The organism is Methylobacterium sp. PvR107 (genome assembly GCF_017833295.1).
In the GTDB taxonomy this organism is placed as follows: domain Bacteria; phylum Pseudomonadota; class Alphaproteobacteria; order Rhizobiales; family Beijerinckiaceae; genus Methylobacterium.
Window position 1 is genome coordinate 3673880 of the sequence record NZ_JAFIBW010000001.1, and the last position, 26263, is coordinate 3700142.

At 65.8% G+C, this 26263-nt stretch carries 21 protein-coding genes; 15 read left to right on the forward strand and 6 right to left on the reverse strand.

The annotated features are described in order from the left end of the window. Nucleotides 1–3: 3 nt before the first annotated feature. Complete coding sequence (locus JOE48_RS17340) at nt 4–144, reverse strand: hypothetical protein (RefSeq protein ID WP_210031668.1); 141 nt, start codon at nt 142–144, stop codon at nt 4–6. Nucleotides 145–490: 346 nt separating this feature from the next. Between JOE48_RS17340 and JOE48_RS17345 the strand changes: the two genes are divergently transcribed. The 6 genes from JOE48_RS17345 to JOE48_RS17370 all read left to right on the forward strand — a co-directional run bounded on the left by JOE48_RS17345 (nt 491) and on the right by JOE48_RS17370 (nt 9356). Next, nucleotides 491–1360: a hypothetical protein gene (locus JOE48_RS17345; RefSeq protein ID WP_210031669.1), complete on the forward strand. Its 870-nt coding sequence runs from the start codon at nt 491–493 to the stop codon at nt 1358–1360. A gap of 185 nt (nt 1361–1545) precedes the next feature. After that, on the forward strand, nt 1546–2223 hold the full coding sequence (locus tag JOE48_RS17350; protein ID WP_210031670.1) for a hypothetical protein: 678 nt from the start codon (nt 1546–1548) through the stop codon (nt 2221–2223). Nucleotides 2224–2255: 32 nt separating this feature from the next. After that, entirely contained in the window at nt 2256–3542 is a 1287-nt protein-coding gene (locus JOE48_RS17355; RefSeq protein ID WP_210031671.1) for a hypothetical protein, read from the forward strand. Nucleotides 3543–3552: 10 nt separating this feature from the next. After that, nucleotides 3553–5526, forward strand: a complete 1974-nt coding sequence (locus JOE48_RS17360; protein ID WP_210031672.1) for a hypothetical protein — start codon at nt 3553–3555, stop codon at nt 5524–5526. Nucleotides 5527–5546: 20 nt separating this feature from the next. Beyond that, nucleotides 5547–6626: an aminotransferase class I/II-fold pyridoxal phosphate-dependent enzyme gene (locus tag JOE48_RS17365; RefSeq protein WP_210031673.1), complete on the forward strand. Its 1080-nt coding sequence runs from the start codon at nt 5547–5549 to the stop codon at nt 6624–6626. A gap of 30 nt (nt 6627–6656) precedes the next feature. Next, complete coding sequence (locus tag JOE48_RS17370; RefSeq protein WP_210031674.1) at nt 6657–9356, forward strand: DUF2272 domain-containing protein; 2700 nt, start codon at nt 6657–6659, stop codon at nt 9354–9356. A 55-nt stretch (nt 9357–9411) separates the two neighbouring features. Here the strand turns inward: JOE48_RS17370 and JOE48_RS17375 are convergent, their stop codons facing one another. The 4 genes from JOE48_RS17375 to JOE48_RS17390 all read right to left on the reverse strand — a co-directional run bounded on the left by JOE48_RS17375 (nt 9412) and on the right by JOE48_RS17390 (nt 16728). Beyond that, on the reverse strand, nt 9412–10812 hold the full coding sequence (locus JOE48_RS17375; RefSeq protein WP_210031676.1) for a sigma 54-interacting transcriptional regulator: 1401 nt from the start codon (nt 10810–10812) through the stop codon (nt 9412–9414). 967 nt (nt 10813–11779) lie between these two features. Next, nucleotides 11780–15025, reverse strand: coding sequence for an efflux RND transporter permease subunit (locus JOE48_RS17380; protein ID WP_210031678.1), 3246 nt, complete (start codon nt 15023–15025; stop codon nt 11780–11782). Between the two features lie 3 nt (nt 15026–15028). Beyond that, nucleotides 15029–16270: an efflux RND transporter periplasmic adaptor subunit gene (locus tag JOE48_RS17385; protein WP_210031680.1), complete on the reverse strand. Its 1242-nt coding sequence runs from the start codon at nt 16268–16270 to the stop codon at nt 15029–15031. A gap of 101 nt (nt 16271–16371) precedes the next feature. Further along, nucleotides 16372–16728 (reverse strand): hypothetical protein, encoded by a 357-nt coding sequence (locus tag JOE48_RS17390; RefSeq protein ID WP_210031682.1) that lies wholly within the window; start codon nt 16726–16728, stop codon nt 16372–16374. 76 nt (nt 16729–16804) lie between these two features. On the opposite strand from JOE48_RS17390, the gene JOE48_RS17395 reads away from it, so the two are divergent. The 9 genes from JOE48_RS17395 (at nt 16805) to JOE48_RS17435 (ending at nt 24026) form a co-directional block, all read left to right on the forward strand. Continuing rightward, the gene (locus tag JOE48_RS17395; protein ID WP_210031684.1) at nt 16805–17071 is read left to right on the forward strand and encodes a metal-sensing transcriptional repressor; all 267 of its coding nucleotides are present in this window, start codon (nt 16805–16807) and stop codon (nt 17069–17071) included. A gap of 8 nt (nt 17072–17079) precedes the next feature. Next, nucleotides 17080–18408 (forward strand): MFS transporter, encoded by a 1329-nt coding sequence (locus JOE48_RS17400; protein WP_210031686.1) that lies wholly within the window; start codon nt 17080–17082, stop codon nt 18406–18408. 127 nt (nt 18409–18535) lie between these two features. Then, a complete protein-coding gene (locus JOE48_RS17405) occupies nt 18536–19366 on the forward strand; it encodes a sulfurtransferase/chromate resistance protein (RefSeq protein ID WP_210031688.1) in 831 nt (276 codons plus the stop codon). A gap of 1 nt (nt 19367) precedes the next feature. Beyond that, nucleotides 19368–20783: a chromate efflux transporter gene (gene chrA, locus JOE48_RS17410; RefSeq protein ID WP_210031690.1), complete on the forward strand. Its 1416-nt coding sequence runs from the start codon at nt 19368–19370 to the stop codon at nt 20781–20783. Further along, on the forward strand, nt 20780–21391 hold the full coding sequence (locus tag JOE48_RS17415; RefSeq protein ID WP_210031692.1) for a hypothetical protein: 612 nt from the start codon (nt 20780–20782) through the stop codon (nt 21389–21391). Before chrA ends, JOE48_RS17415 begins: the two co-directional genes overlap by 4 nt. Next, nucleotides 21388–21765 (forward strand): hypothetical protein, encoded by a 378-nt coding sequence (locus tag JOE48_RS17420; protein ID WP_210031693.1) that lies wholly within the window; start codon nt 21388–21390, stop codon nt 21763–21765. Before JOE48_RS17415 ends, JOE48_RS17420 begins: the two co-directional genes overlap by 4 nt. Nucleotides 21766–21968: 203 nt before the next feature. Next, nucleotides 21969–22514, forward strand: a complete 546-nt coding sequence (locus tag JOE48_RS17425; protein ID WP_245253362.1) for a superoxide dismutase — start codon at nt 21969–21971, stop codon at nt 22512–22514. Nucleotides 22515–22657: 143 nt separating this feature from the next. Beyond that, complete coding sequence (locus tag JOE48_RS17430) at nt 22658–22933, forward strand: Rap1a/Tai family immunity protein (RefSeq protein ID WP_210031698.1); 276 nt, start codon at nt 22658–22660, stop codon at nt 22931–22933. Nucleotides 22934–22991: 58 nt separating this feature from the next. After that, the gene (locus JOE48_RS17435) at nt 22992–24026 is read left to right on the forward strand and encodes a Cj0069 family protein (RefSeq protein WP_210031700.1); all 1035 of its coding nucleotides are present in this window, start codon (nt 22992–22994) and stop codon (nt 24024–24026) included. A 119-nt stretch (nt 24027–24145) separates the two neighbouring features. On the opposite strand, the gene JOE48_RS17440 is transcribed toward JOE48_RS17435, so the two are convergent. Continuing rightward, the gene (locus JOE48_RS17440) at nt 24146–25888 is read right to left on the reverse strand and encodes an ethylbenzene dehydrogenase-related protein (RefSeq protein ID WP_210031702.1); all 1743 of its coding nucleotides are present in this window, start codon (nt 25886–25888) and stop codon (nt 24146–24148) included. Between the last annotated feature and the right edge of the window lie 375 nt (nt 25889–26263).

Sequence of the window (26263 nt, forward strand, 5' to 3'; positions counted from 1 at the left end):
CAACTATTCCGCAGCTTCCAGCGGCGGGTGGGCCGACGGCGCGCCGACCTCCGCCCCGAGGATCACGGGCAGAAGGTCTATCATGATGCGTTTGACCTCTCTGACCTGGATTTCGGCTCCCACGCGGAGCACATCCACGTCCATGGTGAGACACTCCAGTCCCTGAGCCGCAATCTGGAGGACGCATTCGGTACACTGCACCAGACGCCAAGCCGACTCTCAAGCCCTGCCGGCCCGTTTATGACGAGGCGAGCGCAGTGCAATTTTGGTCACACTCTACTTCGGCGTGAACCATGGGATCTGAATTAGACCGCGCCGCGGTTGAAGTAGTTATGTGATCCTAGGCTGGGCACCCCGCTAGATGGAGGCATTCCGTTGCGCGGCATCGAGCCTTTGTCGATGATGACAGCACGAGCAGGGCGAGCCTTGCGAAGGATCGACTAGCGATCGAAGATTGCAAAAAGGCGGTTGATGCCTGGCCTCGTTCGTTTTGGCGCAGACCGAAATCATCTTCGGTCAAAAAACTTTCAGCCGCGACAGGGCGAAGAAATGTTCGCCGAAGACATCACCATCTTTTATTGATTTCAAAGACTTAGCTTCTGGCACGGCACTTGAAATTCCCCTCCGCTTCAGTCGGCTGATGTCGATCTACGGCATCGGTCGCGAGTGGCAGGAGACCAGCGCCATGAGCAATGCCTACCAGTCTTACGGATCCAGCGCCGAGAGCGAAGCCTTCGAGGCGGAACAGTTCGAGTGGGCCGGTGAAACCGAGTCCGAATGGGGCGGGGAAACTGAGGTCTTCAACGAAGCCGAAGTGATGGAACTCGCGGGCGAACTGCTCGGCGTCTCCGATGAAGCTGAACTCGACCAGTTCCTCGGCAATCTCATCAAGAAGGCCGGCCACGCGCTCGGACAGGTTGTGCGCTCACCGGTCGGGCAGGCCGTCGGTAGCCTGCTGAAGGGGGCCGTTAGCAAGGCGCTGCCGCTGGCCGGGACGGCGCTCGGCGGCATGATCGGAGGCCCGTTCGGAGCCCAGATCGGCGGCGGTCTCGCGAATGCCGCCGGAAGCGCGCTCGGTCTTGAAGCCGAGGCGGAGGCCGAGGACCGGGAGTTCGAAGGCGCCAAGACGTTCGTTAAGTTGGCTGGCGATACAGTAAAAACCACGCTGGCCAGCGCCTCCAAGGCAGACCCGCTCGCGGTCGCACGAGCAGCACTCGTCGATGCTGCCCAGAAGCATGCGCCCTTGCTGCTGTCGGACCGAACGGCGCGCGAGCCGCATCACAGCAACGGTCGGGCCGGCCGCTGGGTTCGGCAGGGCCGGAATATCGTCATCATCAATTGTCCGCCCCTCCATGGGTGAGCCATTCGGCCAGGAGGGGCGAGATGGAGCAACGCATTTTGTTTCCGGCAACGCCGACGATCGGCCGCGCAAACCAAGCGCCGCGATCCGGCTTCCGCTGCCGCCGATGTGGCGAGCCGACAATCCGCTGCTGCTGTGGGAGGGCAGTTCCCACCCGGCCCGGCATCTCACAAAGGAAATCGACCATGCATGACATTGATCGCGTGCGCCTCGAAGCGGAGGCAGACGGAGAGGCTTTCGGCGCGGGGGAGTTCGAGGGCGAGCAGTTCGAATTCAACGTAACGGGCGAAGTCTTCGGTGAGGCCGAGGCTATGGAACTCGCCAGCGAACTGCTTGAAGTCGCGAATGAAGCCGAAATGGAGCAATTTCTCGGGGACGTGGTCGCCAGGGCCGGTCGGGCACTTGGCCAGTTCGTCGCCTCGGCCGAGGGGCAGAATTTAGTGGGCGCACTCAAGGGGGCCGCGCGCCAAGTACTTCCACAGGCCGGTTCAGCGATCGGCCGCTATTTCGGGGGCACAACAGGGGCCAAGCTCGGCAGCCAAATTGCCAATCTTGCCGGCCACACCCTCGGCTTAGAATTGGAGGGTCTGAGCGGGGAGGACCGCGAATTCGAGATCGCCAAGCGCTTTGTAAACTTCGCCGGCGAAGCGGTCCGACATCTCGTCAATGCGGAGGGCCGTGTTGATCCCCGCCTTGCTGTGAAGACCGCTCTCGCGGCAGCAGCCGAAACCCATGTGCCCGGCCTTCTGCAGAGGGTGGCCGGGCAGCGTCCGGCGAGACCCGGGCCGGCTCGCAATGGTGATCCCGCTCCGTCCGGCCGCTGGGTCAGGCACGGTTCGAAGATCTTCCTCTACGGAGCGTGAGTGCGATGAGCGCGTCATCCTACGCTCACTGGATGCTGGACAACGAGGCGCGTGCCTTGCTTGTGCGCCTCGGTCGGATCAGGCCGTTCGTGCTCAACCAGCCGATGGTCATGGCCGCAAGCCTGCTGCCGAGGGCTCAACTCGCCATCGAGCGGTTTTTGGCGCGCGGTCGGGCCGAGCTCAAGGGGCAGATCCACAGCTTCATTCGATGGCTGCACGGACCGGGCGCCAGCGCAACGGCGGCGGAAGCGCAGCAAAAATTTGTGTTTCTACGGCTGCGCTTCAACGCAATACTGACCCAACTGGAACTGTTCAACCAAGTCATCACCCAGCGTAGCGAAAGCGACCAGGGTGTTTGGCTGTCCGGTCTCGACGTCGTTTCGTCCGACGCCCTGGCGCTCCCGACCTATTACAAGGCGCCGCCCATCATCTGCTACCTCGACCGGGGGATAGGCGCAGCCATTCGGCGAGCCCGCACGCGACTGCCTGGCGGTGGACGCAACCCCGTTGCCATCATTCGCGTCCCGCGCGAACGCATGATCGGCAGTGGGATCGCCTCTTCGCTGTTCCACGAGGTCGGCCACCAGGGCGCTCAGTTGCTGGGCCTCGTCGAGTCGCTGCGGCGCGCGCTCCGCGAGAGCCAAGCGCGGGCTGCAGATCCCCTAACGTGGCAGCTCTGGCAGCGCTGGATTTCGGAGATCGTGTCCGACTTCTGGTCGGTTGCGCGGGTCGGTGTGGCCTCAACGCTGGGGCTGATGAGTGTGGTTGGCCTGCCGCGGCCCTTCGTGTTTCGCATCAACATCGACGACCCACATCCCGTCCCGTGGATCCGGGTGAAGGTGAGTTGCGCCATCGGCGATGCTCTCAATCCGCATGAGCAATGGAGCAGGCTCGCACGGACGTGGGAGAAGTACTATCCGCTGGATAGACTGGATCCGTCCCGCCGGAGGCTGATCCTTCGCCTCGAACGGAATATTCCGGATCTCGTCGCGCTGCTTGTAAGGCATCGGCCGCCCTCCCTGCATGGACGATCGCTGAGCGAGGCCCTGGAGGTTCGGGACCGAAGCCCCGACCGTTTGAGTGCCTTGTTCCGCGTCTGGAGCCAGGCGCCCGCCGATATGTACCGGGCGCCGCCATCGCTCGCTTTCGCCGTGATTGGCCAAGCCAAAGCCAATGGCCGGCTCGGTCCGGAGGGCGAGAGCGAGCTCTTGGCGAAACTGCTCACCTTCTGGGCGATGCGCAGCACGCTGGATGCAGCCGCTGCCTCGACGCCGCTGCCGGCCCCACCCGCCAGGCACGCGCTTGTCCCCTCATTCTAGGAGCAAGACCATGGCCCGTTCTCCGAGACAGACAACTGGATTCGAGCATCAGTGGGAAGCCCGACTGACCGCGGCTCCAATGCGGGTGCATCACGATGACATGGTCACGCTGACGGTGACGCTGTCGCATCCGCGTTTCGGTGACCTGTCGCCGCAGGAGTACGGCCTCTTCCACGACCGCGGCCTGCGCTTCATCTACAGCAGCGACGATCCGCGGCTTTCCCGCTACCTCGAAACGCATACCGGGACACAACGCAACCCTGCGGTCATCCCGCGCATGCCCTCGTTGCCTGAGGGCGAATACACGGTCCGCGTCGTTGTCGTGCCGGTCGAAAACATCCAAATGCTGCGGGACGAGTTCGAAGCGTCGCTAAACGCCGAGGATTGGCCGCAATTACCCGACGCTCTGACCGCCTCAACCATCGTGACCATGGTGGCTCAGCAGGTCGAGGCGAACGTCACCCTGCAACGCTCCGCCTCGCTTGCGACCGACGACCAAGCTCTATGGGCGGCCATCCGGAACCGCACCGCGGCGATCAATTTCGTCCGCTACCAGAAATTTATCGATCAGGTACTCGGCGACAAGGGCGATGTCTTGATCGGCGTGCCTGGCCAGCGCAACGCCCTGTCGCACAGCGGATTTATCGATCAATCCAACATCTTCGGTCCCTACACCTATAGCCTGCTCAAGCTTGCCACGCAGGCTTTCCTCACGCTGGAAGCGGGAGTCATCATCCGCGACCACGAATTGTTCGATCTAGAGAAGGAAGGAGTACGGTTCGGCGACTCCGGCCTCACTATGGAGACGTTACAGGATCGACTGGTACATTATCTTGTGCACCCGGACTCGCAGACGGCGGTGCTTCCATACCTCAACCGGATCGTCAGCGCCTTCATCAGTCTCGAAAAAGACAACGATGGCCGCCGCCAAGAGGGCGTGCCGTATTTCGAACGGATGCTAAAGCATCGCCTCACTGCACCCAGCATGATCGAGCTGATCTGGTCTTATTGGCAGGAACAGGGCATGCTGATGCAGACGATAAATGCCATTGCTTGGCGCTTCCAGAATCGACGCGGGTCGGAAAACGACCCGCTGCGCGAGCTTGAGTTCGACACGTTACGACCGCTGAATGGCGTGATCTGGAGTTTTATCCAGGATGAGCCGAACCGGCTTAGCGTGGCCCGTCGCGCCTACGAGTACCACCACCACTATGGCCTGTCGCTCGAGGGCAAGGCGGTCCAAGGGATCTACCCGGCCGACAGCCGCTCAAACTTCATCGAAGCTTTCCATAACCTGCTGTACCGGACCGAACTGTTCTATCGTGAGGACCGCGACACGACGATGATCGCGGATGCATTCCCGCTGTTGAACGCCTTGAAGGAGGTTCATCTGCTGCTCGCGGACGGCATGCACAATCAGTACGGAGACCTGACCTGGACGACCCGCTGCGAGATGCTGATCACGCAATGGATGCTGGCCCGACCGGAAATGCGTGAGTTTCTCCGCGGGCGCTATGCGGTGCCCTATCAGGAGCCCTGGATGGGCGCGGTCGATGCCATGAAGAGGCTGCAGGGCTGGGGCGACACCTCAGTTTCGCATTTCCACGAACTGGCGGTAACCGGCGAGCGCATCCTGCTGTCGATCCGCTTTGGCGACTGGATCGACATTCACAACATCGAGGAGCAGGCGAAAAACTGGGCTCGCAACTCGAAACCGGAGGTCCAGCGCTACCTCCATGCCTATCGGACGGTGACTGGCGTCGACCTGACCTCCGACACGGTCGATTCGCGCGACGCGGCGACTCGCTTCGTCCAGCCCTCGATCCTCCTGCAGCGTCGGTTGTCCAGCCAACGGGTGACGGCCCTTCCCCGGTCCTCCGAGGCCGGCTTGAGGCCGCTTCGCTCTCCCGCACCGACCGCGACAGCCGACATGCCGTCTCGTCCGATGGCCAGGCTGCCCCAGCGCGGAGCACGCGGCGAATAGCGGACCGAAGGCGGGCGACCATGCTGGACTTCACCTCCGTTCTGTATCTCGGCATGCATCACGGGCATGCGGCACTGCGGCCCTGGTGGCAGATCACCACCGGGCGTCCAGCCGCCCTCGGCTCGACCACGCGCGTTGCCGGACTGGAAACCGCCCTGGCGGCGCTAATGGGTCACGAGTCGGCGGCGCTGGGCAGTTCGACCCTGCACCTGTTCTGGGATCTGTTCGCCGAACTTGTGCGTGAGCCGGCCGCCATTCACGTCGATGCGGGAACCTACCCCATTGCGAGATGGGGGGTTGAGCGGGTGGCGGCGCGAGGCGTGACGGTCACTGTCTTTCCCATGCATGACACCGCTGCTGTTCGGGCGCGCCTCGCCCGTGAGCCCGGCCGGTATCGGCCCATTGTCGTGTGCGACGGGCTCTGCCCGTTGACCGGGCGGTTGGCGCCGCTGCGCGACTACGCAGAAGCCTGCGCCGCCGTCGACGGCGTGCTGGTTGTAGACGACACGCAGGGGCTGGGCTTGTTGGGGCGGCGGCCGAACCGCGCTGTGCCCTATGGGGAGGATGGGGCCGGAACCCCCGCTTGGTGGGGGGTCGACGGAGCGGAGATCATAGTGGTCAACTCGCTGGCCAAGGCTTTCGGCGTCCCGCTGGCCGTGATCGCCGGCCGCGCTGCACAGATCGAGCGTTTCAAGACGAATAGCCTGACCCGCATCCATTGTAGCCCTCCCTCGCTGGCCGGGATCAGCGCGGCCGAGCATGCGCTCGCGCTTAATGCGGCCGAAGGTGCAGGGCGCCGGCGCCGCCTCCTGTCCCTGATCGAGCTGTTCCGGCGCAGTCTCCGGCACCTGGGACTGGCAGCGCATGGTGGCCGGCTTCCTTTCCAGACGCTCAAATGTCCCGTCGGGCAGGGAGCCATTCAACTGCACGACATGCTGCTGCACCGCGGGATCAGGGCCGTCCTGCATCGCGCCATGGGCCGGACGGCGCTCGTGACCTTCGTTCTCAACTGCCTGCACTCGGCGCAGGACATCGCGGCCGTGATGGACGCGCTGGCCCGTGCTCGCGGCAGGATTCCGGAGCTGCGCCAGGCTTCATAAAGCCGACGCCCGAAACTCGAGGAACGACCGATGGACAAGCTCATGCGGTTCAACCCCGAACCCTTCGACGCCGAAACGTTCGTGCGCTTCGAGACCGAAGAGATGTTCGAACCGGAAGACGAACTGAAGACGCGCCGCGGCGGAGGCGGACATGGCCGATCCACCCCGGCGTGGTCGCCCAGACCGACCTTCCGAACAAACGTGCCGAAGATCCCAAGGACACGGTTCGCCGGCAACGCCGGCTCGCTTGCGCCAAAGCTTGCCCGGACATCAGCGAAACATGCCGCGCCAAATCCGGGCAAGAACTATCCCCATCTGTCTCGACGGTGGAGAGGGGGCTATCCCGTCAACTTCTATGGGCCCGGCTATTCCTCTCCGGAAATGACGCCCGCGGCCGATCTTGCGGTCCCGCCCGCCGAACACGTGAGATGGGTCCAAGGCTGCCTGAACGGCTTTCTCGGGCTGCGCCTCCCGGTCGACGGTATCATGAACGCGGCAACCCGCAGTGGGGTGCGCGCCTTCCAGGAACGACGTGGGCTGCCGATCACCGGCTTGGTCGGACCCGAGACGGAGGCGGCTCTGCGCGACGCCTACCGTGACGCTGGATCGGCCGGGTCCTCGCCGCCCGCGGTGCTCCCGCCCGCCGAGCCCCCATCGCCCGCTCTGCCGGGCGGCGCAGCACCGCCGCCTGCCGGAGATGGTGTCCAGGAATCCGAGTTCGAACTCGCTCCGCTGCGCCCTCCGGCACGCATGCGAACAGCCTCAGCCACCCCCTCAATCAAGACGCTGCGCCAGAACATCGTCCGCATCGCCAACGAGCAATTGGCCCGCTGGGACAACGGCCGGCTCAAGGAGGCCGATCCCAGAGCCTTTCCCATCCTGCAGGATTACTGGAAGGCCGGACCCGGCCTTTCCTTCACGAGGGCTGAACTCGCCTCTGCGGCCTTCCAGAGCAGCCATCCCTGGAGCGCCGCCTTCATCAGCTGGGTTATGCGCGAGGCCGAGGCGGGCGCCGCCTTCAAATACGCGAGCTCGCATTCAGTTTATATTAGCGCCGCGAAGGCCAATAGGTTGGCGGACAATGCCAATCCTTTCAAGGCTTACCGCCTAAGCGAGATCGTACCGCGCGCAGGTGATCTGATCTGCCGGAACCGGGCGAATAGCGGGGCGACCTACGACACCATCCGCCCCGGCATGAAGACCCATTGCGACATCGTGGTCGCGGTTCTACCCGGGGCGCTCACGGTCGTCGGGGGCAATGTCAGCAATTCGGTATCGAGCCGGAAAGTCCGCACGGATGCGACAGGCCGCGTGGCCGAGCCTGGCGTCTTCGCGGTAATCCGGGTTGGCCTGCGCAAACCGCATCCGCCCGGAACGCCACTCCCATCTCCGTCGGTTCCACCGGGGCAGGCGCCGGCGCCATCCTCGGCGCGAATGTCTGAGCTTCTAAAACAGGACCGCTCGGTATCGGGCGTAACCCTCTATCCGGAGATCGACCTCGGCATCGTCGACAAGTTCGGACAGCGCGCCGCGCCGATGACGGGCATATTCCTGCCGGACGGGTTCGTGGCCGGCTCCTCAATCGACCTCATTCTCTACCTGCACGGTTTCAAGGCGGCCCGCGCCCTGACGATCGACGGTTACTGGGATGCCAAGCGCTACCCCTATGGGGCACTGCGCGAGAAGCTGAACACCGCACGCCGCAACGTCGTCCTAGTCGCGCCCACGCTGGGCGCGCACTCGGAGGCCGGTAGGCTGGTCGAGCCGGGAGGACTCGACGCTTATCTTTCCAAGGTTTTGGCTGTCATCGGGGCGCACAGCCCCAGCGGCAGAAAGGTTCCAACTTTGCGCAACCTGATCCTGGCCTGTCACAGCGGGGGTGGCCTTCCCATGCGGCGGCTCGCCGGGGGTCGAGGCAGAGCCATCGCCAGTCTGCGCGAATGCTGGGGCTTCGATTGCACCTACAACGGCGGCGATGACACATTCTGGGCCGGCTGGGCGAGCAAGACGCCCAGCGCACGATGCTATTTCTACTACATACCGGGGTCACAGACTGCCCGTCTTTCGGAACGGCTACGCGATATGCATGTAGCCAACGCCGTCGTGCGTCCAGCCAAGGACGGCCGGCACAATTATGTGCCGGTCACCCATTGGTTGGAACGCATCCAAGGCGCGCGCTTCCTGGCAGCTCTCGCCGGCGGCGCAGCGTTGTCAGGTGGCAGCACCCCGTCGTCGACCGTGCCACCCACGCCCTCCGAAGAGCCGGCCGACCTGCGTTCGCTGACGCACCAGCAGTTCATCGAATTCGTCGGCAAACATTCCCGTCAGGCCATGGCTGCCACCGGCGTTCCCGCGTCTGTCACCGTGGCGCAGGCCATACTTGAGACGGGATGGGGCAAACACACCATCGGCAGCGCCAAGAACCTGTTCGGGATCAAGGGTAAGGGGCCAGCGGGCTCGGTCCGCGTGCCGACGCGAGAATTCGTGAACGGCGCGTGGATGACCATCAACGCGGACTTCGCGAAGTACGACAGCTTTGCCCAGAGCGTCATCGAGCACGCGCGCTTTTTCCTGCGACACAAGCGCTATGCCGCAGCGCTGAATGTGCGAAACGATGCCAACAGATTCGCGCGGGAGATCCACAAAGCGGGTTATGCAACCGGGCCGAACTACGCGACGGAGTTGATCAAGCTCATGACGACTCACGATCTTTATCGGTTCGATCACTGAAACCATCGAGAAGGAGGCACGAGCCCGCACGCATCGTCGTCATTGGAAGCCGACATCAGTGCGGCTTCCGGCCGTCGGCCGCGAAACCGGGAGCTTCGCCGTTGCGCGTCTGAGCCCGCCGCAACTGCAGGGCTCGATCAGTGACCCCGAGACGCTGCGCAGCCCGCCTCAGGCTCCCATTCTCGAATCCAGTGGCGCAGCGGATCGCACAATCCTCCGCTGCGCGGCCGATCTCCTTCAACCCGGCGCCCATCAGCACGGCACGCCGAATGGCCGTCTCGAAGGTAGGGTCAGCCCAAACGAGGGACGGTGCCGTTGTAGCTGGCCGCTCCTCGCGCGGAACATATCCAATCGAAAGTGTTCCGTCGGCACCGCAGCGGCTCATCAGGCGCGAAACGACCTGCTTGAGTTCGCGTACATTACCTGGGTAACTCCGCTGGAGCAGGTAGTCGTGGACGAGCGGATCGAGTGTCGGTGCGCGGCGGTCGGGGGCCATCTGCCGAATGAAGGAAAGGGCGAGGGGCAGTACGTCTTCGGGCCGTTCACTCAACGGCGGCAACTCGCAGACGTGACCAGCAATGCGGTGGTAGAGGTCCGCACGGAACTCGCCCCTTTCCACCATGGCCAACAGATTTCGGTTGGTCGCCGATATTAGCCGGAAGTTTGTGCGGTGCCACGTGCTGCCGCCGACTCGCTTGTAGCTGTGCTCCTGAATCACGCGCAGCAGTTGCCCTTGGATGAGCGGAGGCAGTTCGCCGATTTCATCAAGAAACAATGTGCCGGCATTAGCGAGCGCGAAAACGCCATGCCGCTCGGTATGCGCGCCCGTGAAGGCACCGCGCTCGTGTCCGAAGAACTCGCTGCCCGAGAGTTCCGTGACGAGAGTCGAGCAGTCCTGCACAACCAGGTCGCGTTTGTCGGGACGCGGGTCGAGTTCGTGCAGCAGCCGGGCTGCCAATTCCTTGCCGGTGCCGCTTTCGCCGAGGATCAGAGCCGCCGTATCGCTGAATCGCGCAATCTCGATGATCTGGTGCAGGGCAGCCCGCCAAGTGGGGCTCTTGCCTACGACGAAGCTGCCGTTTTCCTGCGCCTGGAGAAGTACCTCGATGCTCAGCCAGCGCTCGAACCGAGCGCGGATTTGCGCAACGATCTGCTCGGGATCGGTCCAGGCAAGCACGTCGGATGCGCCCGACTGCAGCAAGGACCACTCCTCAGCTCCGCCGCACGTGTGGTTCGGCTCCATGATGACAATGACCTGCTCGGCGCCTGCCTGCCGGACCGATCGCAGTACGTCGTGCAACCCGGGCGACACGCATTTTGAGACGCACAGACCGAGATTGAGCGGCTGGCTGTCATCCATCGCGCCAATGGTAAAGCCTTGTAATCTTAGGCGCTCAAGCAGACCTGCAATCAGCGACTCGGCGACACCATCCTGACGATGAAAGAAAATCTTCACCGGTGTTTCCCCTCGATGCGCAGTGGTCTTTCCCGTTACATTTTCGGCTGAAAGATCTGAATCCTGTGTCGATTGATTGGGAGTTTGCGGCATGCGCTAACGATGTGCGACAATTCCAAACTTCGGCGCCGGTCCCGACTTGTTTTGCTCGTAGCCAGTGGTTCGCTTTCACTGGTGTAGATGGGCTGACTGTCGATGATTCGGGGCATGAGCAAGCCTCCAGAACCCGGCAATCTGGACAGTCCCGTCCGACGATCTGGCATCGAGGACCGACACACCGACGTTATTTTCTATGGTCGGGGCGCTGCTCTTCAGTCCGCCTCTGATATCATCCGGGAATCTGTCCCTTCTGCTTGATCGACCGGGACAACCTTCGACCGGAGATCAGAAAAAATCGAATTCCAGTGCAATCGAGAGCGCCTCGGTGCTGAGTTCGCTTTAATCCTCTCTGTATCGGTTCAGAAGGTCCCGTGTCCGCAGAGCTCTCACAACCGGATTTCCCCACATGTGCCGCGAAGGACGGCCCTGGACTTCGGTGAGGCCGCTTGGCGAGCCGAATCGAACGTCGGCTTCATGGGTTCAATCGCCTGAAGCAGACGGGCGGCTTTCAGCCAGACTGCGTCATGCCGAATTGCCAATGGGGGCAAAACCGGCTGTTCGGTTTGGCGCCCATTCCAGCCATCTAACGAGCCGCCGACGCTCCTCCATAGCGGTTGCTCACCGTGAAGGCTGCGGCGGCGGCCCATTCGCATAAGGGCAGGCTATGGAACGAGGCGCGCCGTGATCTTATGCGGCCGCGTGCGACCCAGTGTGAGCCCTGGGTCGGTCCACTTCCAGGCTAACGAGACCCAGCAGCCTACGGCTGAGTTGGGTGAGAAGCAGTCCAGACGCTTTCAGTCACACAATTCCTGTAAGCGGACGTGGGTTACGCTGCATCCGCAAAAGCTGTCGGCCGGAGAACACCACGTCATTCAGTTGCTTCGACCAGATTTCCGTTCGCGACGTCATCGGATCGTTTGACTATCCGCGATTTTCCGAACTGCGTGTAGAGGGCAGGCAGGACCGCCAGGGTGAGCAAGGTGGCGCTAACTAGGCCACCGATCACCACGGTCGCCAAAGGCTTTTGCACCTCTGCCCCCGTGCCCGTCGCCAGCGCCATCGGCACGAAGCCCAAGGCCGCCACAAGCGCGGTCATCACCACTGGCCGCAATCGGGTCATCGCACCCTCGCGCACGGCGCTCCGGACGTCGGCCCCATCGGCCACCAACTGCTTGATGTGGTTGAGGAGAACGAGGCCGTTGAGCACCGCGACCCCGGAGAGGGCGATGAACCCGACCGCCGCCGAGACCGAGAACGGCATCCCCCGCAACCACAGGGCTGCGACGCCGCCCGTCAGCGCCAGCGGTACCGCGCTGAACACGATGGCCGCGTCGCGGGCCGACCCAAGGGCGCCGAGGAGCAGGATGAAGATCAGGGCGAAGCAGGCCGGGACCACCACCATCAGGCGCTGCCTGGCCGCCGTCAGGTTCTCGAACTGCCCTCCCCAGCGCACCTCGTAGCCCGCCGGCAGCGTCACCTCCTTGGCGATGTGTGCCTGCGCCTCTGCCACGAGCGAGCCGATGTCGCGCCCGCGCACGTTGGCGGTCACCACCACCCGACGGCGTCCGTCCTCGCGACTGACCTGGTTCGAGCCTTCGGTGAAGCCGAACGAGGCGACCTGGCGCAACGGTACGCTCGCGCCCTCGGCCATGCCGGGCTTGGCCGGCAGCGGCACTGGCAGGTTTTTCAGCGCCTCGATATCGCCGCGGATCCCGTCGGAAAGGCGCACGACGATCTTGAAGCGGCGGTCGCCCTCGAACACGAGGCCGGCATCCTTGCCGCCGATGGCCGTGCCGATGACGTCCTGAACGTCGACGAGGCTGAGCCCCCGCCGGGCGATCTCGCGACGGTCAATCCTGATGTCCAGGAACGGCAGGCCGACCGCCTCCTCGACCTTCACGTCGGCCGCGCCGTCGAGCCCGCGTAAGATGCCGGCGATCTTGTTCGCGCCCTCGACCATCGGGCCGAACTCCTCCCCGAACACCTTGACCGCGAGGTCGTCGCGCACGCCGGCGATGAGCTCGTTGAAGCGCATCTGGATGGGCTGGGAGAACCCGAGCAGAGTTCCCGGGATCAGCTTCGCCTCGGCCTCAAGCTGGCCGATCAGGGCCTCCTTGGTCAGGCTTGGGTCGGGCCATGCGGCCTGGGGCTTCATGATGAGGTAGGCGTCGCAGGCGTTGGCCGGCATCGGGTCGGCGGCGATGTCCGGGGTGCCGCATCGCGAGAACACGAAGGCGACCTGCGGGAACTTGCTCATCGCCTCCTCGACGCCGAGCTGCATCGATTGCGACTGCGAGATCGAGGTCGACGGGATGCGCCGGGCCTCCATGACGATGTTCTTCTCGTCGAGCGTCGGCGCGAACTCCTGCCCGAGCGTCGTAAACAGGGCCGCCGAGAGTCCGAGGAGGAGCACCGCCCCCGTGACGAAGGCCATAGGCGCTCGGATCGCGCCGTCGAGCAGCGGGCGGTAGGCCGCCTTGATCCCGCGGATGAGGGCGTTCTCACCTTCGTTCACGCGCCCCGTGATGAAAGTCGCGATCATCGCCGGGACGAAGGTCAGCGACAGCACGAAGGCGGCCACCAGGGCGATCAGCACCGTCAGCGCCATCGGGGTGAAGGTCTTGCCCTCGACCCCGGTGAAGGTGAGGAGGGGCACGTAAACCAGGATGATGATGGCTTGCCCGTAGACGGTCGGCTTGATCATCTCCTCGGCCGAGACCCGGACCGTGACGAGCCGCTCGTCCTGCGAGAGCTTGCGTCCGAGCTCGCGCTGACGCTCCGCGAGGTGGCGCAGGCTGTTCTCGGCGACGATGACCGCGCCGTCGACAATGAGGCCGAAGTCGAGGGCGCCCAGGCTCATCAGGTTGGCGCTGATGCGGCCGGCGAGCATGCCTGTGGCGGTGAGCATCATGGCCACCGGGATGACCAGCGCCGTGATGATGGCCGCGCGGATGTTGCCGAGCGCCAGGAACAGCACCGCCACGACCAAGAGCGCGCCCTCCGCCAGGTTCTCCGCCACTGTCCTGACCGTGGCGTCGACAAGCTCGGTCCGGCTCAGGAGGGTGCGGGCGACGATGCCGGGCGGCAGCAGCTTGTTGATCTCGTTGATCTTGGCATCGGCCGCCGCGGAAACCGTGCGGCTGTTGCCGCCGATGAGCATCAGGGCGGTGCCGAGCACCACCTCGCGTCCGTTCTCGCTGGCCGAGCCGGTCCGCAGCTCGCGCCCGATGGTGACGTTCGCAACGTCCCGCACCAGGATCGGCACCCCGGATCGGGTTGCGACCACGATCTCGGCGATCTCGTCGATGGTCTCGATCAGGCCGCCGGCACGGACGATGTACCCCTCGCCGTTGCGCTCGACGTAGTTGGCCCCGCGGGTGGCGTTGTTAGCCTCGATGGCATCGGACACGTCCTTGAACGAGAGGCCGTAGCCGACGAGTTTCATCGGGTCGGGCTGGACCTGGTACTCCTTGACGTAGCCGCCGATGGCATCGGCTCCGGCGACCCCGGGCACGCCCTTCATCTGCGGGCGGATGATCCAGTCCTGCACCGTGCGGAGGTAGACGGTGCGCCGGAACTCGTCGGCGAGGCGCTCCCCCTCCGGGGTCAGGTAGCTGCCGTCGGTCTGCCAACCAGGCTTGCCGTCGCGGACGGGCGCCCCTCCGCCGGGTGGAAGATACTCGACCGCCCACCAGTAGATCTCACCGAGGCCGGTGGAGATCGGCCCGAGCTTGACCTCGACCCCCGGCGGAAGGCTGCCGCGTACTTCTACGAGGCGCTCGTTGACCTGGGCGCGGGCGAAGTAGACGTCGACCTTGTCGCTGAACACGGCCGTGAGTTGGGCGAACCCGTTACGCGAGAACGAGCGCATGGTCTCCAGCCCGGGGGTCCCGGCGAGGGCCCGCTCGATCAACACCGTGACCTGCTTCTCGATCTCCACCGGCGTCAGGGACGTGGCGACAGCGTTGATCTGGACCTGGTTGTTGGTGACGTCGGGCACGGCGTCGATGGGCAGCCGAGCCAGCGACCACGCGCCGAGGGCGGTGGCGATGAGGGTGATGAGGATGACCGCGTAACGGTTGATGACGGAGAACGCGAGGATCGGGCGGATCATGGCTCAGTCCTCCGCCGCGGACTTGCCGAGCTCAGCCTTCAGGATGAAGCTGTTGGCGACGACGATGACGTCGCCGGGCTCCAGCCCGTTGGTAACCTCGACGTTCCCGTCGTCGGAGCGCCCGACTCCGACGGGTCTCGCCTCGAAGCCGCCCTCGACTCTCACGAACACCGTCGGCTTGCCCCCGATGGTCTGGATCGCCTCGGAGGGGACGAGGGTGCGCACCGGCTTGTCCGAGACGGCGATCTCGGCCGAGACAAAGGAACCAGGCCGCCAACGCTCGTCGGGGTTGGGCAACTCGGCGACGACCCGGGCGGCGCGGGTGTTCTGGTCGAGGACCGGGCCGATGAAGACGATCCTGCCCTCGGTGCTCTCGTCGGTTGCCTGCGTCCGGACGGTGACCACTTGGCCCTCGCGTGCCAGCGGCAGGTCGCCCGGCGAGACGGCGAGGTCGACCCAAACCTGGGTGAGGTTCACGACGCTGTAGAGCTCGGTCTCCAGGTTGTCGCGACCGACCGCGGCGCCGAGGTCGACCCGGCGCTCGACGATCCTGCCGGCGATGGGCGACCGGATCTCCTGCCGCTCGAACTGGGCCGCCGGCAAATTCGGAAGGGCCTCGATCTCGGCGGGACCCAGGCCGAGGAAGGTGAGCTTGCGCCGAGCGGAGTCGACCTTGACCTTGAGCTCCTCGTAGCTCGCCTGGGAGCGCAGGTACTGCTGCTCGGACGAGATGCGCTTGTCCCAGAGCGACTGGTCGCGCTCGTACAGGGTCTTTTGCAGAGCGGCGGACAGGCGAGCCGCGAGGTACTCGCCCTTCGCGTCGGCGATCTCGCGGCTGTCGAGGAGGGCGACGACCTCGCCCTTGGCCACCCGGTCCCCGAGCCCCTTGCGCAGTTCCGCCACCGTGCCCTGGGTCTTCACCGCGATGCGGGCGGTGTTGTTGGCGCTCGGAACGATGGTGCCCGGAACGTGGAGGTGACGGGCGAGCCTGCCGCCCCGGACGGCCTCGGTGCGGATGCCGACCTTGGCGACCTGGTCCTGGGTCAGCCGGACGAGACCCGGCTCCTCTGGCTTCGGTGTCGCCGCCGGCGTCAGTGCGGGGCTGCCAGCGACGACCGGCCCGAACGTCAGAAACCCGCCTTGGGCAAGGCGCGCCCGGAGTGCTGCGGGAGCGTCCGGCCAGACGGTGGCGATCAGGAACCCGCCGCCGACGGCCCCCAGGAGGAGGAGGGTGCGTTTGAACATATCGATGCCATGAGCCATCGCCGCCGGGTGCCGCCGTATGCGGGCCCGGGGAGCGCGGGTGCGTTTGAGGAAAGGGCCCGACGTCGCCGGGCGGCCCGGCCTCAGCCCCTGGGTGGCTCGAAGGGTGCCCGACCCTCTCCGGTACGCCGGGCGAGGTGGTTGACGGCCCGGAACCGGACGTCGGTACCTCTCACGGACATCGTCGGGACGGACGGTTGGGCAGTCGCCAGGGTCTGCGCATGGGAATGCGCATGATGGGCGAGGTCGGCCGCGCCGGTCCCGTCGGTGCCATGGCCGTCGTCGTGGTCGTCGTGATCGATCCCGTAGAAGGCATGGGCATGGGCGGATGGATCGACGCCACGTGCCTCCGCGACCAACGGCATGACTGAGGTCGCGATCAGCACGAGTGCGACGAACACCGACAGGAGCCGCCCGATCCGCTCCACCCTCGACGCCATGCCTCCACCCAATACAGTCACTTCAGGACCGCAAATCCGACTTCACGCATCCCACCCAGGGGGATAGGATGTCAACATGCAGCATGCCTCCCATCCCGAAATCGTCAAGCGCCTGAAGCGTGCCCACGGCCATCTCGCCGGCGTCATCGCCATGATCGAAGATGGACGCTCCTGCGTGGACCTCGCTCAGCAACTCCACGCGGTCGAGGCCGCGATCACGAACGCCAAGCGCGTCCTGATCCAGGACCACATGGAGCATTGCCTCGGCGATGGGGTCGAGCACGGCGGCAAGTCCGCGAGGGACGCCCTCACCGAGTTCAAAACGCTGTCGAAGTACCTCTAGAATCGGCCATGCTCTCCGTCCTGGCGAACCGAACCTACCGGCATCTCTTCGCCGCCCAGCTCATCGCCCTCATCGGCACCGGTCTTCTCACCGTCGCCTTGGGCCTGCTGGCGTTCCGTATCGCAGGGGATCGGGCCGGCACCGTCCTCGGGACGGCGCTGGCCATCAAGATGGTGGCCTACGTGATGGTCGCGCCTGTAGCCGGGGCTTTCACCGCGCAACTGCCGCGGCGGGCCTTCCTAGTGGCCACCGACCTCGTTCGGGCAGCCATCGCGCTTCTGTTGCCCTTCGTCGATCAGGTCTGGCAGATCTACGTCCTGATCTTCGTCCTGCAGTCAGCATCGGCGGCGTTCACCCCGACCTTCCAGGCCACCATTCCCGACATCCTGCCGGACGAGGGGGACTATACCCGCGCCCTGTCGCTCTCGCGCCTCGCCTATGACCTGGAGAACCTGCTGAGCCCGACCCTGGCGGCCCTGCTGCTGATGGTCATGAGCTACAACTGGCTGTTCGGGGGCACCGTCGTAGGCTTCCTGTGCTCCGCGGCGCTGGTCGTCTCGGTGACCTTGCCGGCGGCGCGGAAGGAGCGCACCGGCGGCATCTACGACCGGACGACGCGGGGCCTGCGGATCTATCTCGCGACCCCACGCCTGCGCGGGTTGTTCGCGCTGAACCTCGCGGTGGCCGCCGCCGGGGCCATGGTTATCGTCAACACCGTGGTGATCGTCCAGGCCCTTCTCGGACGTCCTCAGGACGACGTCGCCATCGCCCTTGGGTGCTTCGGGGGCGGCTCGATGATCGCGGCCCTAGTCCTACCGCGGGTACTCGACCGCCTGTCCGACCGCGGGGTGATACTGCCGTCGGCGGCCTTCCTCGGCGTCGTCCTCGTCGGGGTTGCGGTCCTGACCTGGGGCAGCGCCATAGGCTGGCCGGTCCTGCTCGGGACCTGGCTCGCCCTCGGGATCGGCTACTCCGCCGCTCAGACGCCCACTGGACGCCTGCTGCGTCGCTCGGCCAGCCCGGAGGACCGGCCAGCCGTGTTTGCCGCCCAATTCGCGCTCTCGCACGCATCGTGGCTTCTAACCTACCCGCTGGCGGGCTGGCTTGGCGCCACTGTCGGGATGCCAGCGACACTAGCGGTGCTCGGTGCGCTGACCGTCGCGGGCGTCGCGGCAGCGGCCTTGCTATGGCCCGCCTCCGATCCGGATGTCGTCGCGCATGCTCACGGCGATCTTGATCCGTCCCATCCCCACTTGCACGGGATCGGCCACGGTCGGCACGAGCATGCCTTCGTCATCGACGACCTGCACCGGCAATGGCCGGCCAGGACGGGATGAGCGACGTCGTGACCTCGCTTGACAAGCGTTGGCTTGGGGCTGTCTATGGCTTCATCGGGATGCGATCTCCCGATGAGGCTCCGGCTGAAGCATCGCGTCCACTCTGCAGTTTCTGCAAGGACGCGCCATGGCCTCGCCCAACACCATTCCCCCAGAGAAACTCGCTCGTCTGATCGGTACAGCCGCGTGCCCGGTCCTCATCGATGTGCGCACTCCGCGCGACTTCGCGGAGGAGCCGCGCCTGATCCCAGGATCAAGACCGCGCCCATGGGACAGCGTCGCTCAGTGGGCGCCTGCGCTGGGGGGTAGACCTGCCGTCGTGATCTGCCAGCACGGCCATAAGCTCAGTCACGGGGTCGCCGCGTGGCTGCGCACGTCCGGCATCGCCGCCGAAGTTCTCGATGGCGGCACCACGGAGTGGGCACAGGCAGGGCTACCGATGGTACCCGCCGACAAGCTGAAGAACTGCGATCCGCAAGGGCGTACCGTCTGGGTTACTCGCGCTCGCCCCAAGGTCGATCGCATCGCCTGCCCCTGGCTGATCCGCCGGTTCGTTGACCCCGAGGCGGTCTTCCTGTTCGTGCCGCCGTCCGAGGTCTCCGCCGTCGCTGCTCGTTTCGACGGCGAGGCGTTCGACATCGAGGGCCCGGATGTCTTCTGGAGTCATCGCGGAGAGCTCTGCACCTTCGACGTGATGGTCGCGGAACTGGGCTTGGCGACCGAACCGCTCCTTCGCCTCGCCACCTTGGTCCGGGGCGCCGACACCAACCGCCCCGACCTCGCTCCCGAGGCCGCCGGGCTCCTTGCGGCCTCCCTCGGCCTCTCGCGGATCTATGCGGACGACCTGGAGCAGCTCGATGCCGGCATGCTCCTCTACGACGCCTTTTATCGCTGGTGCCGGGACGCTTCCGACGAGACCCACAACTGGCCGACCAACAAGCCGAAGGGGAAAGCCTGACATGGCTACCTCCGCCCTCGGCTCCACCACCTTCAAGCACGGGCCGGCCACCGGGGCCGTTCCGATGCCCGTTACACTGCAAGAGGCGGCACCGGTCTGGGGGCGCATCGCCTCGCTCTCGTTCGGTGGGCCGGCAGGGCAGATCGCCGTCATGCACCGCATCCTCGTTGAGGAGCGGCGATGGATCTCCGAGAACCGCTTCCTGCACGCTCTGAACTTCTGCACCCTCCTGCCGGGGCCGGAGGCGCAACAGCTCGCGACCTACGTCGGCTGGCTCATGCACGGCACCCGCGGCGGCCTCGTCGCCGGTGGCCTGTTCGTGCTGCCGGGCATCGTCGCGATCATGGCCCTGAGCTGGGTCTATGCGCTCTACGGCAACGTCGGGCTGGTCGCCGGCCTGTTCTTTGGGCTCAAGGCCGCGGTGCTGGCCATCGTCGCGCAGGCGGTCCTGCGCATCGGGCGGAGAGCTCTGAAGAGCCAAGCCATGGTCGCCCTGGCGGCTACGTCCTTCGTGGCGATCTTCCTGCTCGACGTGCCGTTCCCCGTGATCGTCCTGACCGCCGGCGCCATCGGCTACCTTGGCGGCCGGGCCGGTCTGCCGCAGTTCCGCATCGGCGGCGGGCACGGCGCCTCGAGCAAGGCCGACGCCGGTCCCTACTTGCTCGGCGACGATGAGCTTCTCCGCGAGCACGCATCTCTCGGTCACACCCTGCGGGTCCTTGCCGTGTGGGCGGCGCTTTGGCTTGTGCCCGTGGCCGTCGTGCTCGCCGTCGTCGGCCCCGACGACGTATTCGCGCAGGTCGCGGTGTTCTTCTCCAAGATGGCGATGGTGACGTTCGGCGGCGCTTACGCGGTGTTGGCCTACGTCGCCCAGCAGGCGGTGGAGCATTACGGCTGGCTCCGGCCCGGCGAGATGCTCGACGGCCTCGGGATGGCCGAGACCACGCCGGGCCCGCTTATCATGGTCACCCAATTCGTGGGCTTCATGGCGGCGTTCCGGAACCCCGGCGCCCTGCCGCCGCTACTCGCCGGGACGCTCGCGGGCCTGCTCACCACCTGGGTGACCTTCGCACCCTGCTTCCTCTGGATCTTCGTCGGCGCGCCCTACGTCGAGCGCCTGCGCGGCAATCGGGCTCTGGCTGGCGCGCTCTCGGCTATCACCGCGGCGGTGGTCGGCGTGATCCTGAACCTCGCGGTCTGGTTCGCCCTCCATACGATCTTCGCCGAGGTCTACCCGGTGGCGGCCGGCCCGATCCGCTTCGACGTGCCCGTGTTGGTGAGCCTGAACCCGCGGGCCCTAGCCTTGTCGATGGCGGCGCTCGTGGCGGTGTTCCGGTTCCGGGTCGGCCTGATCCCGACGCTGGCGGCGTGCTCGGCCGCCGGCATCCTCCTGCATCTCGCGGGAGCCGTCGCATGAACCGCGGGACCGTCCCGGGCGCCATCCTGTTGCTCCTCGTGGCGTCCGCGGGCTCGGCATGGGCGGACGGCTTGCCCGGCTTCGAGCCGATGCAGACGGGACCCGGCTCACCGGGGCGCTGGCAGACGGTCGCGGACGCCGAGGCGACAGCCGGGCGTGCCGTCGAGCAGTCGAGCGACGACCCGACTGAGAACCGCTTCCCGCTGCTGATCCGGATGGCGACCGCTCCGGCGGACGTGACGGTCCGAACACGGATCAAGCCGGTGTCGGGGACCGTCGATCAGGCCGGTGGTTTGGCCGTCAGACTTCTCGACAGGAACAACTACTACCTCGTCCGAGCCAATGCCCTTGAAGGCAACGTGCGCCTCTACAAGGTCGTCGCCGGGCACAGGACCCAGTTGGCGGGAGCCGACGTGCCTGTCGCCGCCGGCGTCTGGCACGACCTCGCCGTTACGGCCCGCGACGACCGGTTCACGGTGTCGTTCGACGGCCGCGATCTCTTCTCGGCCACCGACGCGACGATAGGCACGCCCGGCAAGGTCGCGTTCTGGACCATGTCGGACAGCGTCACCCGCTTCGACCGCCTCGACGTCGAGGAACTCCGATGATGGCGCGCCACCCGCTGGCCATCGCGTTCGCCGTGACGGCCGCCCTCACCGGGCCGTCAGGCTCTGCCGGGGCCGAACCCTTCCGAAGGCTTCCGGGACGCGACCTCACCATTCGGCTGCCCGGCATGAAACTCACCGACGACGTGCACTGGGCTTACGGCTTCGAGAAGGGCGGTCACTTGCGCTCGGTGTCGATGGGCACGCTGCGGACAGGCTTCTGGCGGGTCCAGGGCGACGAGCTCTGCCTAGGCGGCGGTCCAGACGGCACCCGCTGCTTTCAGGTCTGGGCCGCCGGCGACGGCATCGAGCTCCGGCGCGGGGACGGGTCCCTTCCCGACGTCGGCACACTTCGCAAACCCCAGGCGCGCCGGTAGCGGCCGCTCCCCGAGAGGAAGAACTCATGTCCAACGACATCGACCGCCGTAACCTATTCCTGGCCGGAGCCGGCCTTGCCGCCGTCGGCCTCCAGGCCGGCTCCGCGACTGCCGCGGACGGACCTGGCCCCGGGCAGCCCGCGCTGAAGCTGCCGCCTTACACGGCCAAGCCGCTGCCGCTCGATCCGCAGAAGATCGCCGGGATGAGCGAGCGCATCATGATCAGCCACTACGAGAACAACTATCTCGGGGCGGTGAAGCGCTTGAACTCCATCGCGGACCAACTCGCGACGATGGACTACGAGAAGACGCCCGGGTTCGTGGTCAACGGGCTCAAGCGCGAGGAACTCATCGCGACAAACTCGATGATCCTGCACGAGCTGTTCTTCTCCAACCTCGGCGACCAGAGCAAGCCGGGCCCGGAGCTGGAAGCCGCCCTGGCGCGTGACTTCGGCAGCGTCGAGCGCTGGCGCTCGCAGTTCACCGCCATGGGCCGCGCCGAGGGCGGCGGGTCCGGCTGGGTGCTGCTGACGTACAGCCCGCGGGACAAGCGCCTGGTGAACGCCTGGGCGGCCGACCACACCACGACCCTCGCCGGCGGCACGCCCATCCTGGCGATGGACATGTACGAGCACGCCTACCAGATGGATTTCGGGGCGAAGGCGGCGAACTACGTCGACGTCTTCATGAAGGTGATCCGCTGGGAGACGGCCGACCGCCTCTACGACGAGGCCAGGCGCGCCGCATGAGGGGCCGTCGCATCCTCGGCATCGCCGTGCTCGCGGCGTTCGCCGCCGTGGGGGCGCCCTCGGCATGGGCTGTCGACGGGGGAACCTCTTCCCCTCCGACTGAGGCCCCTTCCGACGGTCCGCCCCGGCAAGGCCCGGTGGACGTGACGCAGCGCAGGACGCAGGACCTCTACCTGGCATGCCTTGCCGAGCAGGGGGCGGCGTCCAGCTGGTGCAGCGCCTACCTGATGGGCGTCGCCGACACGCTCACGGCCTTCGGCAACGGGGGCGACAGGGGCGGTCTCTGCAACGTGGACTACAGCATCGAGCAGCTGTCGGAGACCTTCCTGACCTGGGCGCGGGCACATGATGCCCTGTTGCAGATCGACATGCTGGCCGGGGTCACGATCGCCTTCCGGCGGCGCTGGCCCTGCCGGTGATGCACTTGCGCGCCCGTCTCTCCTTCGAACCCCCTCGGCCATCTTCTCGGTGTCAGTGATGCCCATTCCGGGTCCCGCTCACTTCAAGGTTGCGGTCGTCTGGCGGGGCGACGCTAAGGCGCGAGCCGAGGCGCGCCCGGAGACGAGCCGGTTCGCGGCGGTGTTTGCCGCTCTGGGACGGCATGGTCTCGCCGCCGAACCCGCCGTCTGGGTTGGGGGACGGGCTGATGTCCTCCGGGCGGAACTCATGGGAATGGACGCCGTACTCGTCTGGGTGAACCCTGTGACGAAGGACACCGGCGAGGACCGAGGCGCCCTCGACGCGCTGCTGCGGGAGGTCGCCGCCGCCGGGGTCCTCGTCAGCGCCCACCCTGACGTGATCGACCGGGTGGGCACCAAGGAGGTGCTGTACCAGACGCGGGAGATGGGCTGGGGAACGGATACGCACCTCTATGCAAGCTGTGCCGCCCTCGCGGCGGCGTTCCCCCGGCGCTTGGCCGAGGGGCCGCGGGTGCTGAAGCGCAGCCGCGGCAACGGTGGCATCGGCGTGTGGAAGGTAGAGCGCGCCGCCAGCGCGGAGGAAGTCCTGGTGCAGGAAGCGAGCGACAGGCGCCGGCGCACCGTGCTGCTCGACGCATTCCTGGCGGAGCGCGCCTCCGACTTCGCGGCGGGCCTCACCCTCGTCGACCAGCCTTTCCAGATGCGGCACCTAGAGGGGATGGTCCGCTGCTATGTCAGCGGTACGCGCGCGGCGGGGTTCGGCACCCAGCTCGTCACTGCCCTGGCGCCGCCTGAGCACGGACGGGCGCCGCCGCGCCTCTATTCCGGACCGGAGGACGAGCGGTTCCAGCGCTTGCGATGCCTGCTCGAACGGGACTGGATACCCGAGATGACGAACCTGCTCGGGTTGAAGCCGGACGACCTGCCCGTCATCTGGGACGCCGACTTCCTGCTCGGGCCGAAGGATGCCGGCGGCGAGGACACCTACGTTCTCTGCGAAATCAACGTGAGCTCGGTGTTCCCGATCCCCGATGAGGCGCCTGACGTCCTAGCTGCGACGACGCTCCGGCGGTTGGCCGACGCTCGCAGGTGATCCCTAAAGGTTACCTGCGGTAAGATGCACAAAATCGGTGTTTCGAGCACGACGAACGCGCCCGGGACATTTCGAACAGACGTCGATCCATAAGCTTCCTCTTCGACCGAGATCTGGCTTCAACGTACGTCCATGACGACCGGCCGCGTGTGCCGGGTATGTCGGGTCTGGGTATGATCGAAGACGCCGACCCACATGTAGAGGTGGGTCCCGGGGACGAAGGATGCGTCGTACTTGCTCTCGGACTTCAGCGCTCGGCTGACGATTAAGGTCCAATGGCCCTCGCGCCAGTCGGCCGCCCCCTTGAGATCGTAGCGATCTCCAGAATGGTTTCCGGTGATCAGGACGGCCGGCATGATCGTGCCCACCGGCACATTCGCGTCCGCTTCAGCGGTGTAGTCGACGGTGTCCTGAGGCAGCATCCACCATTTCGAGCCCTCGTCCGTCCCGGCGTTGGGGTCGTCGTTCCATGTGCCCATCGCCCGGGTCATGGCGACATGATCCTTCGGCAGCTTTAGCGGTGTGATCGGGCCGCCCTTGTAGTCCGCGGGCGTCATGAGCTTGAAATTATACGTGTAGGGCGTGTCGCCCGGATCGCCCCAGTAGCCGGCCTGATACCGGTTGAGCTGCGCAGCCTCGTTCTGCGTCGGCTGTCGGGGCGGGCCGATATACATGTCGTCGACCTCCCCGAGCAGGCCGCCGCGTGAGGCCTTCCACTGCCACATGTCGACCATATGGCCGTCCGTGTAGTGGAGACCGCGCCCGTTGCGCGAGCCGGGGAAGTCGGGATGCGGCTTCGGCCCGAGATGGGAGACACCGCCGGACCCGAATGCGTCGCTCGTGGAGAAGATGACGGCGAACTTGTCTTCGTAGAACGTGGTGACGTCGTCGATGAATGGGCTGTCGCCCAGCAGGTGCCATCCGTCCTCGCGCTTGATCATCGGCAGGCGTCGGGTCGATCTGGACGGATCTTCCCACCGGAACGCGAAGTAGATGCGGGCCTCGTCCCGAACGGCACGGATCTCGACGGTCGACTCGCCCGATCCGTCCTTCAGGTTGATGCCCTGCATCGTCCTGATCGTCACCGGACGAGCGGTTTTCCAGACGTCGTCGTCCAGGAGCTTCGCGAGATCCGGAGCGCGGTTGACCGGTCGGACGTCGAGGTGGTCGCGTGTCGCGACGTCGACGGCCGCGAGACCGGTGATCACCGGTATGCCGACCAGGGACGCGATCAGGAGGGGCTTGCGAGAAGCCGCAGCGCTGGTGAGCGCTGCTGGACGAAACAACCGGAGCAGTTGTTGCCAGCCGCCGTACAGGAAGTGGGTCGTCATGTGGATCGCGATGTAGCCGAGCGCGATCAGGGCGCAGGTCGCATGCAGCCAGACGACCCACCCACCGAAGCCCAGATAGAGGGCGATCCCCGTGCCGGTCATGATCAAGACGACGCCGTAGATGAACCAGTGCAGCAGCACGTTGACGCCGCCCCAGCGCGCCTTCCGAGCGGCGGCCGTGGACCCGGGCAGCGCGAGAGCGCGCATCCTGCGCGGCGCATTACGATCCAACAGGCCGCCGAGCACGAGGTACAGGACGTAGGCGGTCAGGCAGAAGAAGAGCCCAAGGCCCGCGAGGAAGTGCACGGTCCAGACTTCACCCTGCGGCAGGATGGGCGCGATCCACTTGGCGAACACGGCCGTGCGCGCGTCGGCTGAGATGCGCAGGCCCGTGAACAAGCTCGCCACCATGGCGACGACCGTCAGCCAATGGATAACGATCGTACCGAGGTCGCTGCGAGGCTTCGAGGTGGAGGTTGCCTGAGACGGGGCTCCGAGGCGTAGATCGGCTGGAGCCACTGGCTTGTTCATCCGCGTAGCTCTCGAAAAACGATGTGACATCGAGTCGAGCGGCAGGATGAAGACGTTTCGTTAACGAAATTTCACAAGTGCCTTCGCAGCTTGCGCGTCGACCGAGCGGGGCGCCACAGCCGCCGACCCTGGCGGGCATTAGACAGGCCCAGTCGACATCTGGGAGAGAAGGACTGGGGACCTCTACCGGCTTCCCAAGAACCGCATACTGGCTCCAGCTCTCCTGCTTGACGAGGTCTAGGCGCGAAGGCCTGCGTGATGACGCCGGGCGGGGCGGATGCGCTGTTTGTGGTGCTCGATAGCATTGCCCGGGGAAGCCTTGGCTTGATCACAGCGCTGCTGGTAGTCTTGAAGGTAGATCTTCCGAGGCAATAA